This is a genomic window from Flavobacterium sp. CF136, assembly GCF_000282055.1.
Lineage (GTDB): Bacteria > Bacteroidota > Bacteroidia > Flavobacteriales > Flavobacteriaceae > Flavobacterium.
On the sequence record NZ_AKJZ01000049.1, the window covers coordinates 62,087 to 74,082 of the forward strand.

At 32.4% G+C, this 11,996-nt stretch carries 5 protein-coding genes; 2 read left to right on the forward strand and 3 right to left on the reverse strand.

From position 1 onward, the window contains the following. Window positions 1-16: 16 nt before the first annotated feature. The 3 genes from PMI10_RS14800 to PMI10_RS14810 form a co-directional block, all read right to left on the reverse strand. A complete protein-coding gene (locus PMI10_RS14800; RefSeq protein ID WP_007809389.1) occupies window positions 17-1,417 on the reverse strand; it encodes a hypothetical protein in 1,401 nt (466 codons plus the stop codon). Window positions 1,418-2,301: 884 nt separating this feature from the next. Beyond that, complete coding sequence (locus PMI10_RS14805) at window positions 2,302-6,369, reverse strand: hybrid sensor histidine kinase/response regulator transcription factor (protein WP_007809392.1); 4,068 nt, start codon at window positions 6,367-6,369, stop codon at window positions 2,302-2,304. A gap of 329 nt (window positions 6,370-6,698) precedes the next feature. Beyond that, window positions 6,699-7,925: a PQQ-dependent sugar dehydrogenase gene (locus PMI10_RS14810; protein ID WP_007809394.1), complete on the reverse strand. Its 1,227-nt coding sequence runs from the start codon at window positions 7,923-7,925 to the stop codon at window positions 6,699-6,701. 605 nt (window positions 7,926-8,530) lie between these two features. On the opposite strand from PMI10_RS14810, the gene PMI10_RS14815 reads away from it, so the two are divergent. Both PMI10_RS14815 and PMI10_RS14820 read left to right on the forward strand, forming a co-directional pair. After that, a complete protein-coding gene (locus PMI10_RS14815) occupies window positions 8,531-11,701 on the forward strand; it encodes an RHS repeat domain-containing protein (RefSeq protein WP_007809397.1) in 3,171 nt (1,056 codons plus the stop codon). Window positions 11,702-11,719: 18 nt separating this feature from the next. Then, window positions 11,720-11,996, forward strand: a 277-nt coding sequence (locus PMI10_RS14820) for a DUF6443 domain-containing protein (RefSeq protein WP_157489859.1), incomplete at its 3' end; no start/stop codon positions are given.

The window sequence follows — 11,996 nt, forward strand, 5'->3', positions numbered from 1 at the left end:
AACAAAGTATAACAAACTATTTTTTTGTTATAAAGGCTCTTTCCAACTCAGTATCAACAATAACTTTGTAAACACCCGGAGCTGGTGTGTATGCACCATTACCGTTTTCTCCCGGAGACATAGTAGCAATACCATTATTAATCAATCTCCATTGTGGATTCCACCACTGACCTGTGAAAGTAATTTTCATAGTTGATCCTGTAAGCGTAATCTCTCCAACTAATTGATATGGATTATCCGGGTTATTAGTCAAGTGTAAGCTTCCTGTTACCCATGCATTCCAGGTATCCCAGTTAGCGTCTTTAACACCTTCACCACAAACACTCACAAAAGGTTTTCTTAACGCTTCATCGTCATTCCATGATCCGTTGGCAATATCTGCCCAGACTTTACTCGAAGGTGTATATTTAGTCGCCGTATAAGCCATTGTATTTGGATTTACTTTTATGTTATAATATCCTTTTGTAGGTAAAATAATTGGTGCTGAAGCAACATCATCAACGATGTTTCCTGAACCATTTAATCCAAAACAGTGTGGGGCAAAGTCAGATTCCTGTCCTAAGAAATAAATTTCCTTATTATCCTTATCAGCATAATATTTAAATTCAAAATCCTGTCCGCTTTTCTCGTGGAAATACATTGGAACACCAACTGCATCGGCAGCAAGGTTGGTCCCTTTTGGCTGGTCGCATAAATAAATTGCCGGATATTCATTTGTAGCCACAATATTTATATTTAAAGACCCTGTATTAGGAATAGCAAATTTATCTTTAGCAGTAATTGTCAATACATAATTAGCAGCAGTTACCGGTAAAGTATATGTTTTATTAAAAGTATAAGATTGAGGGGAATTTTGTAACTGAACTGTCTCATCAATACCAAGGGCAGCACATTGAATCTGAATATAATCGATACCTGAATCATCATTAACTACGAAATTCACAGGCATTAGATTACTTGTTGACAATAAAATAACTGCTCCGTCTTTTGGCGCAAGCATACTTATTGCAGGAGCAGCAAATTCTCCGTCTAAGCGTAAGTTAATATCTTTATCAACAGCATTACCGGAAACATCTGTTATTGTCAATTTGATTTTGAAAGCTTCAGATGTACCTCTATCAGCAGGAACTTCAAAAAAATAGCTCAAATCATATGATTCAAGTAACGGATCTGTAGCAAAAGTGATCATTTTGTCTAAGGATAGTTCCGGAATTTGAATGCGTACACTTTTTAATCCTAAATCATCAGCCAGAGCGGCTTTGATTTCAAATTTTCTGGTTGGTGCACCGTAAATTTCTGTGGTAGCAACAACAACCGTTGGATTTTCGGAACTTGGAAAATCAGCGTCATTATTTTGACATCCTGTAATCAGAATTGCAAAAAGGGCAAGAAAAAATAAAAATACATTTTTTTTCATTTCTTTAATTTTAAGGTTAGGGTTAGTTAGTTTTTTTTATTCTAAAAAGTGGTATTTATAAAATGAATAAGTTCATTTTAAAAAAGGGTCTGAAATTGTCTTTTCTTTTAGTATTAGAAAATGGCAATAAAAAATTAGGGTTTGTTTTTTGTCATGTTTGTAAGGTTTGGATATTTATTTGTTTTCTTTTTTGGTACTTATAATATTTCTTTTGTTCTTAACTTTAAATCTAATTTGTTTTGTTTTATACCCGCAGTTTAAAACTGCGGGTATGTGATAAGTAATACGTAAAACCAACTCTTACTATCTTATTTTAAAGAAGGCTCAATTCTTTAAACAGATAAAAAAACTTATCGTAAAAAAAACACTTATAATATACACAGTAATACAACTTACCTATTACTATAAGTGCAAAGTAATGCCTAGTTTAAAATTTTAATGAGGGGTAAAATGGAAAAAAAAGGAGGTCAAATTCGTAATCACAAGTTATTTTAAGGTAAAAATTAAGAAGTATGAAAAAATACAAGCTTTTTTTTACACAAAACACAATTACACATTACTTACACACAATCATCCTTCAATTGAAAAAGTGTTTATTCAATTAAGTGTTTGTACTCACAGGAAGATAAAAATTTGATTAAAAATTCTACTTTATACCCCGTTGGGTGTAATTCAAAATAGAAGTAAAGCCGGAGTCGAAAGCCGTTTCAATTGACAAGCCTTCGACTAAGTTTATCCTGAGCGAAGCCGAATGTACTCAGGGTGACATTTGATTTAATGAGATATTTGATAATAACATTTGTCAGGCTGAGCGAAGTCGAAGCCCTTTCCATATAAAAAGCCTTCGACTAAGTTTATCCTAAGCGAAGTCGAATGAACTCAGGTTACTTTATAATGTTCAAATCTGAATTAAAAGAGTTTTTATATTTTTTGATATACTCTGAAGGTGTCATACCAAATAATTTCACAAACTGCTGTCTAAAATATTTAGGATCTTCAAAACCTACCTCAGCACTTGCCTGAGCGATATTCATCTCTTCGGTTAACATAAGCATGGCAGCTCTTCTTATCCTCACAGAGCGAATAAAAGCGTTTAAAGTCTGTCCTGAGATGATTTTTATTTTAGTGTAAAGTGTTCTATGGCTCATCCCCATTTCGAGGGCAAAGTTTTTTATTGTAAAATCTCTTTTATGAATATTTGCTTCTACAATATCAATACACTTCTTTAAGATTTCCTGATATTCTACAGGAACTTTCTGTGTATTTTCTTTAAGCGTAATACTGTCTAAGAAGTATTTACGCAAGGTACTGCGATTTTTTAATAACGATTCCACACGCGCCACCAAAATATCATCATCAAATGGTTTTGTGATATAATCATCTGCTCCGTCATTTATTCCCTGAAGATGTGTTTCAGGGTTTTTTGTGGCCGTTAACAATATTACAGGAATATGAGATAAGGCATCATTCTCTTTTATTTTTCTGCATAATTCAAGACCATCCATGTTTTCCATAGTGATATCACTAATTACCAGATCCGGCATGTGTTTCTTGGTTTGTTTTAAACCTTCTTCCCCATTTTCTGCACTAAAAACAACATAGGTTTCCGAGAATAATTTTATCAGATATCCTCTTATTTCTGCATTATCATCAACAATAAGGACTGTACGCTTGTCTGTAAGCATTATTTTCTGAAAATCACTTTCTGAAACGGTATTACTCATCAATTGATTATTTTCTTCTGAATCATCAATTATAAGTTCATCAAATAACTGACTTCTTTTTGCGACTACATCGGTAATTTCAATATTTTCAAAATGGCTGCTTCCTTTTAAGAAAGTTAATTTAAATACACTCCCCTTTCCTATTTCACTACTGCAGCTTACTGTTCCTTTATGTTTATCAACAAAATATTTTACGATATAAAGTCCGATTCCAAAACCGGTTCCAACAGATACTTTTGAATTTATTTGTTTGAATTTTTCGAAAATTACATCAATATCCTTCTTCTCTATACCTTCGCCATTATCTGAAATTTCTAATATTACTTCAGTATCATTCTCCGCAAGATTAAGGTTAATTTCTCCGCCATTCGGAGTATATTTAAAAGCATTTGACATTAAATTGAATAAGGAAATTTCTATTTTTTCATAGTCTCCAATAATTTCAATTTCATGATCAGGAATATTAAAATTGTAATTGATATTTTTATCTTTTGCCTGATTTACAAAACACTGATACACTTCATTACACAGATTATTTACGTTAATGGCAGATAATCGAAGCGAATCAGCATCATTTTCAGCTTTACGAAAAAGCAATAGCTGATCTACCAGACTCAAGAGCCTTCTGGCGTTTCTGTGTGCAATAGCCAAATCACTTCCTGAAGAACCATTTTGAACACTTTCTTTCTGAACCGCTTTTTTTAACGGATTTATAATCAACGAAAGCGGCGTTCTGAATTCATGCGATATATAGGTAAACATAGAGGATTGTTTTTCGGCAACTTCTTTTTCTTTCTTGCTTTCTAATTCGGCGATTTTTACCTTATACTTTAATTCTTCTTTATTCTTGTTATATTTCAAATAAGCAAAAATACTGGCTACACCTGCCAATATATATAAGGTATATGCCCACCATGTTCTGTACCACGGCGGTAAAACTATTACACTGACAAGGTTGACTTCTTTATTCCATCCTCCTTTAAAATTGGTTGTCTTTACTTTAAACACATATTTCCCTTCAGCTAATTTGGCATAATTTGCTTTGCGGGACTGTCCAACATAATTCCATTGTTCATCCCAGCCATCTAAATAATAAGCATAATTAATTTTATCTGCATTATTATAATCTAATGCTACAAACTCTAATGATAAAGTCGTTTGATCATAAGGCAAACGAACTTCTTTTATTTTATTGGAAACCCATTCTACTATTAGTTCGTTTTTATTTTCTTCTATAGGCTGATTATTGACATAAAAATCAGTCAGTAATAAATTATTTTCCTGATTAAAACCTTTTATCGCTTCAGGGAAAAAGATATTAAAGCCATTTATTCCTCCAAACAAAAATTCTCCTGTTGATAATTTAATTCCGGCATTAAAACTAAACTGATTGCTTTGAAGTCCGTCATTTACAGAAAAATTCCTAAAAGTTTTTCTTTTTTTATCAAATCTGCAGATTCCATTATAAGTACTCATCCATAAATTTCCTTCCTTATCTTCAAGGATTCTTAAAATGGTATTTGATGGCAGACCGTCATCTGCAGTAAGTCTTTTGAAAGTATTTGTTTTTCTGTCAAACAACAACAAGCCTCCTTCCTGGGTTCCTAACCACAGGTTTTTGTCCTTGTCTTCGTATATGCATCTTATTTGATTATCTATATTGATTTTAACAATTTTCCGGGTTGTTTTTTCAATAATAAACAAGCTGTTATAATTCCCTCCTAATAATTTTCCATCACTGGTTTCAGTAAGACATTGTAAATTATTAATGGATAGATCAAAGAGTATGAAGCTATTTTTTTTTCTGCCAAAAAGATACAAGGAACCTTCATTGGTTGCACTCGCCCATATATTGTTTTTTGAATCCTTATAAACAAACCATATATTTTTTTCGACTTGTCTGGTAAATGGATTATAACAGGAAAAATAACTTACTGTATTGCTTTTTGGGTTAATTCGATTTACACCTCCTGCCCAGGTAGACAGCCAGATTTCATTATTATTATCCCGTATGATACCAGTAATAAAATTACTTGTAAGCTTATGACCCATTGTAGCCGAATTGCTATACGTGATATATTTATTGTTTTTTCTATCCCAATATTTTAGTCCGGCACCATCGGTTCCTACCCATAAATTATTTTTTTCATCTTCACAAAAAGATAAAATAAAGTTTTCGGCAGGATCATTTGCATTATATCGGATACTTTTAAAATACTTAGGCGTATTACTCAGCATGCTTATCCCGCCACGCAGAGTCCCGAACCATTTGTTTCCGGATTTATCTTCATATAAACTCCAAACGGAATTACTTTTTACAAGCAGATTATTTTTTAAAGTGTTGTATGGAATCGCTTTTTTGCTTGTCCCGGTAACTTTATATACTCCACAGCCGTCAGTCGTTATCCAAAGTTCTTTTTTCTTATCCAGAAGAATATCTGAAACACTGCATTTATTGGAAAAATAATTTTCTGAAAGTACACCGGTCTTTATGTTAAACAAAAAAAGACCTTCGTCAGATCCAAACCAGAGATTTCCATCTGCAGAAAATTCCATTGCTTTAACTCCTCCTATCGAAAGTGGAAAAACAACCTTTAAACCCCTGGATTTATAACTGTAACTGCAAATACCAATATTTTGGACATATATCCAATAATTACCCTTTTTCTTATCTTCCTGTATGGCTATAGCATCATAATTATCTATACTCTTTTTACCCGAAATTTTAAGCGGAATATGTTTTCCGGTAAATGATCCGTCTTCAAAAGCTATTAAACCTAAATTCTGAGAAGCTACCAATACCAGATTATCAGAAACAGAACTTGTTTGATGAATAATGTCTTTTAATATTTTTGGCTTATTGTTTGAGAACACATATTCAACAGGGTGAAATGTTGCATTCGTTTTGTTATAAATACATATTCCGTTAGATCCTCCAACCCAGATATTTTTTTTAGAATCACCTTCAATATTATAAATAGTATTAAATAGTAATGATTTTTTATCGTTGATCCTGTTTCGATAAACTTTAAAATTATAACCATCATACCTGTTTAATCCGTCGTAAGTTCCAAACCACATATAACCATCACTATCCTGATAGATTGTTGTCACCGAATTATTAGACAACCCATCAGAAATATCAAGAAATTTAACCGGGTACTCTTGCGAAAAACCAGTTAAAGAAAAAGCTAATAATAATACAAGGTGTTCAAGAAAATTTTTCAAGAAAAAATATGTTTTTAGAATTAATTTATTTGATTTAATGGAGAATGTACAATTATAAATCAAATTTGAATATAATTACGCAAATATCAATACAAAAAGTGTATTATTTTTTTGTCTCATCAAACAAATTTTGTATTAATAAAACTACTACTACAGGCAACAACAATTCTGTATGAATTATTTTAAAATAAACATATCAATAACAAATTAAAAAACTAATTCTTTTTCTTCATTAAATAAATAATTTCTTCATTATTATTTTCACATAAAAAAAGCCGGGTATATTTTTTATATCCCAGCTTTTTTATTTCTATTTTTTACTTTAAAAGTTATTTTTTATCAATCTTATAAAGTCTGCCCTGATCTGTAATTGCATACAAAGCTCCGTCATTTCCTTGTGTAATATCTCTAAATCGTTGATTTTCCTGAGCAAGAAGTCTTTCTTCACCTACTACGCGATTATTATTTATAGCAAGACGCACGATATGCATACCGCTTAAAGCTCCTATAAACAGATTGTTTTCCCACTCCGGTACACGATTACCGCTATAGAAAGTCATACCACTTGGCGATACCACCGGGTCCCAATAATACACTGGCTGTTCCATGCCTTCCTTTTTTTGGATAGCGTCACCAATAGGCTCTCCGCTATATTCAATGCCATAGGTAATAATTGGCCATCCATAATTGATACCCGCTTTTAAATGATTTATTTCATCACCTCCACGTGGACCATGTTCGCTTAACCAAACTTCGCCGGTAACAGGATGAAGCGCAAGTCCCTGTGGGTTTCTATGTCCGTACGTATATAATTCCGGTAAAGCACCTGCCTGACTAAAAACGGGATTTCCTGCTGCTGCCTGTCCTTCTTTGGTTATTCTGATAACCTTTCCAAGGCTTCCTGTAAGCGATTGTGCCAATGGTCTTGTTTCTAATACAGAGCGCTCCCCTGTACTTACAATAAGGTTTCCTGTCTTATCAAAAAGAATACGCCCTCCATAATGAAGAGTACTTGGATTAGCCGGATTAGCACGATAAATCACCACTGCCCCCTCTATCTTTTTCTCATCAGCTGATAATTTCCCTTTGGCAACTGCCGTAATATTTCCCCCTGTTACTGCTTCAGAAAAAACCCAGTAAATCATACGGTTTGATGTAAATTCAGGATCAAGACATAAGCCTAATAAACCTCCCTGACCTGCAGGATTAACAGTAGGAATACCAGTGATTGCAGCACTTACTTCCCCTGTCACTTTTACAATACGCATATTCCCGGCTTTTTCTGTAATTAACAGCCTGCCATCCGGAAGCATTTTTACTCCCCAGGGATTAACCAGGGAACTCGTAATGATTTTTGCCTCATAATCTGTATTAGTCTCTAAACCATTAATACGGGTTTGCCCTTCAAATGCAGGACTGTAAGTTGTATTGGGTGAATTAGTTTCTACCGGAGCAGTAACCGTTCCCGGATCCGGAGCAGAATTATTATCATTAGAGCAGCTAAAGAATGTAAATAGCACACTCGAAAGAATTACAATATAGTTTGTATTTTTCATGATGTTATAGTTAAATTAAAAAATTATAAATCTTACTTGCAGTTCATTAATGAATTATACTACATCTGTTTATGTATACCAAATATCTAAAAAACATAAGCAAAAAACTTACAGAATTTAACGTAGAATTTATACAATTAATGCGTAATTGATTTTATATGTCTTTGTATTTTATATATATCACAAATATTTGGATTATTCTTTTACAAATATCTAAACACCCCAAATTGATGGATAGTTTTCTATTATTAAATCAATTTTGTTGTAAATAAATAACTAATAATATATTAAAATTTACCTCTTTAATTTAATAAATATTTTGTAAGATTGCACCACTTTTCAAATTGGTAAAAAAACAATTACAGGTCAATATAAAATCAAACTTGTTTTTAGATTTTTAAAATAATTTTCCCTTTCTGAACAGATGAAATCTTAAACAATAAAATTAACCTAATCTTATTCATAACAAAATGAAATTAAAATTATTTACATAGGCAAGTCGATTTTTAATTATAAGCACATTAGAAGTTTTGTTGCTAAAAAAATAGTCTTCAACATAACTTATATCCAAAAACTGGGTTAATGAACAAAAAAATTAAATTTAAATGAGATTTATAACACTTACAATACTAATTTTAGTGAACACGTATATTTATTCACAAACTGATATAAATAAAATTGTTCCTTTAGCTCCTAATACGGCAGCATTTTCAAAATACGGTGAAATCCCTGTTAGCCAATTTACAGGAACTGCAAACGTTTCAATTCCTATTTATAATATAACAACAAAAGAATTTGATTTCCCTCTTGAATTAACTTACCATACAGGAGGTAATAAAGTTGAAGACATAGCTTCCTGGGTCGGTTTAGGGTGGTCATTATCTAATATACCTATGATTTCCAGATCCGTACGTGGCATTGCCGATGAAGGCAGTGGTGGCTATATGTCAAAATATATGGGCTATACTGCAGAGGACCTAATCCTGCATTTACCTGAAAGCGATCTTAAAAGAATTAGCTTTAAAGATGCATTGCGAGCCGGAACAGCTGATTCTGAACCGGATGTATTCTTTTTTAATATCAAAGGTAAAAGTGGAAAATTTATCTTTGACCAAAATATAGGGAAATTTGTAACACTGGAAGAATCTCAAATTAAAATTACCTATAATAGCAATAATGGATTTTTTACAATTACTACAGAAGATGGATATGAGTATCTTTTTTCAGAAAAAGAAATTACATATTCTAATAATGACGAAACCACAACAGGATGGTATGTTTCTAATATTTCTTCTCCCAATAAAAATGAAAACTTAATTTTTGAGTATAACTTACAGCCACAAACTTTAAAAACACTAGCTCCAAAAACCCAGCTTCTCTATTTGAGCGGAACTATGGAAAATACAACCGTTTTAACAAACGGCCCGGTAACTCTAATCAATACGGTATATTCCCAGCTTTTAAAAAAGATTTCATTTAATGGAGGATTTATCGAATTTAATTTAAATACTGCTGAGCGTTTAGATTTACAAGGAGGGCATAGCTTAAAAAATATACAAGTTAAAAATACAAATGAGAAGTTAATTTCTAATTATGAGCTCGAGTATAAATATATAAGTCAGGGAGCTTGTTATGGTAATGAAACTTATACTAACAAATGGATGTTATTAGAGAAATTAAAAAATACTACTTCTTCAATACAACCTGTATCACATTCTTTTTACTATGACGAAAGCTCCATTCCTTTTTGTCGAAATAGTCCTGCGCAAGATTATTGGGGATATTATAATGGTGCAGATGACAATGAAAATTTAATACCTACTGTAACCATACCTAATTCAAGTAATCCAGTTACAGGAGCAAACAGATTAGTTAACCCATTAAAATCGCAATTTGCAATTTTAAAAAAAATAGTTTATCCAACAGGCGGGTATACTGAATTTGATTTTGAAAATAATGACAGCTTCTCAACTGAATTACCAACTTCATATATAACTGATGAAGCTGCTTCAATAGATGGCAGCACTACAATCGGACTTGAAGACTATTATGAAACATCATTTACAATAAATAATCCTCCGGATATGGTTTTAAATGGTAATAATCCATTAGGAGGATCATTTGCAGAATTTGCTATGGGTTGCGGGGGGTGTGAGATAACGAACGGAATTGCTAATGCAAACGTTAATTTCAGCTTAACAAGAGAAGCAACGGCAAGTTCTCCTTCTCAGACTTTTTATATTTCGCGTAATTTCAATAGCTATTTACAAAATGGAAACTATACTTTGACCGCCAATATAAATTTAGCATCTAGTGAAGGCGAGAGTGTAAACGATTTTTTTGTTTCTGTTGTCTGGAAAAAAAAGATAACAGATACAAATCCAAACAGGTTCGTTGGGGGTTTACGGGTGAAAGAAATCAGAAGTTATTCAACAAATGCTGATTTACCCATAGTCAAAAAATACAGATATAAACAGGATTATGATTCTGATTTGAGTTCCGGTAAAGTATTTAATGAGCCTTCATTTGTCTTTGAAGATGATATTGCTTTAGGTGTAGGTGACTGTTCGAACGGAACATGTGCTGGTGTGTACCGAAGGCTAAAGTCATACAGTAATATTCAGCAAATAAACTATTCAGGATCCAGTATCGGCTATGAAACAGTTATTGAGGAATCAAATGATCCAATACAAACTGGGGTTACAATATATAAATATACCCACTCTGTAGATTTTGTGGATAATAGATTTCCTTATCCTCCAGCAACTAGTATGGAATTATATAGAGGGCAGCCAAAAGAAATTTTATTTTACAGTAAAAATAATCTAGGATCTTTAATTTTAGTCAAAAAGCAAGAATTTGAATACAATGCTGAATTGAATAATTCTCAAAGAAATATTTTTAAAAATATAAGCGCTTTTAAGTTAGGTCAATTTGGCTATTATTTTTTAGATGTCGATGTTATTCCTGTAACATTTGACAAAACCCATGTTATTGCTACTTATGAAATTGCTACAGGTATTAATTTATTATCCAGTGAAAAAACAACTTTGTATTCAGGGAATGGAAACTTAATTACTTTGAAAACTTATAATTATAATAGTCCGGGTCATTTTTTTTTAACAAATGAAACTTCAGAGTCATCAACATCTGACTCATTAATAACAAAATACTTTTATCCTCAGGATCCCGAAATGGCTGTAAAACCAAATGTAGACAATTTAGTTGCAAAAAATATTATCAGTAAACCTTTGGTTACACAAACATTTAAAGGAAATTCAAAACTTTCAGAGCAGGAAACTAGATTTGGACTTTTTGGAAATTTATTATTACCTCAATTTATCTATTCAGGAAAAAATTTAACTACTGATAAAAAAATCACCTATGATCAATATGATACTAATGGAACATTACAGCAATATACTCCTGAAGCAGGTACTCCGGTAACTATAATTTGGGGATACAACAAAACGCAACCTATCGCCAAAATAGAAAATGCTACATACAGTCAGGTGTCTTCGTATGTTTCTAATCTGCAAACCCTTTCAGATACAGGAACAGAAGCCGACTTAATTTTGGCTCTAAACACACTTCGAACTAATCTTCCAGATGCAATGGTTACCACTTATACCTATATCCCACTTGTGGGAGTAAGTACTATCACAGATCCAAAAGGAGATATAATCACTTATACCTATGATTCTTTTGGAAGATTAGAATTTGTAAAAGACAAGAACGGAAACTTACTTTCTGAAAACCAATATCACTATAAATAATAAACCAAAAAAATGAACATGAAAAAAATTACAAGCCTGCTTTTGGTTTTATTCCCTATACTGGTGATTGGACAGACACAGACCCAAAATTATATCAAAACAACAACTTATAAGGTCCCAACCCAGACTGCTATTTCATCGCCAACCATTATACAGGCAAATCAAAGTGTGAACTACTTTGACGGATTGGGCAGACCTGTACAGCAAGTACAATTTCAGCAATCGGCATCAGGAAAAGATATCGTAACACCTATTGAATACGATGATTTTGGACGTCAGAAAAAAGACTATCTTC

Bases quoted from the DNA above. Each gene is read 5' to 3' on its own strand.
- PMI10_RS14800 (WP_007809389.1), bottom strand. From the start codon at position 1,417: ATGAAAAAAAATGTATTTTTATTTTTTCTTGCCCTTTTTGCAATTCTG.
- PMI10_RS14810 (WP_007809394.1), bottom strand. From the start codon at position 7,925: ATGAAAAATACAAACTATATTGTAATTCTTTCGAGTGTGCTATTTACA.
- PMI10_RS14815 (WP_007809397.1), top strand. From the start codon at position 8,531: ATGAGATTTATAACACTTACAATACTAATTTTAGTGAACACGTATATT.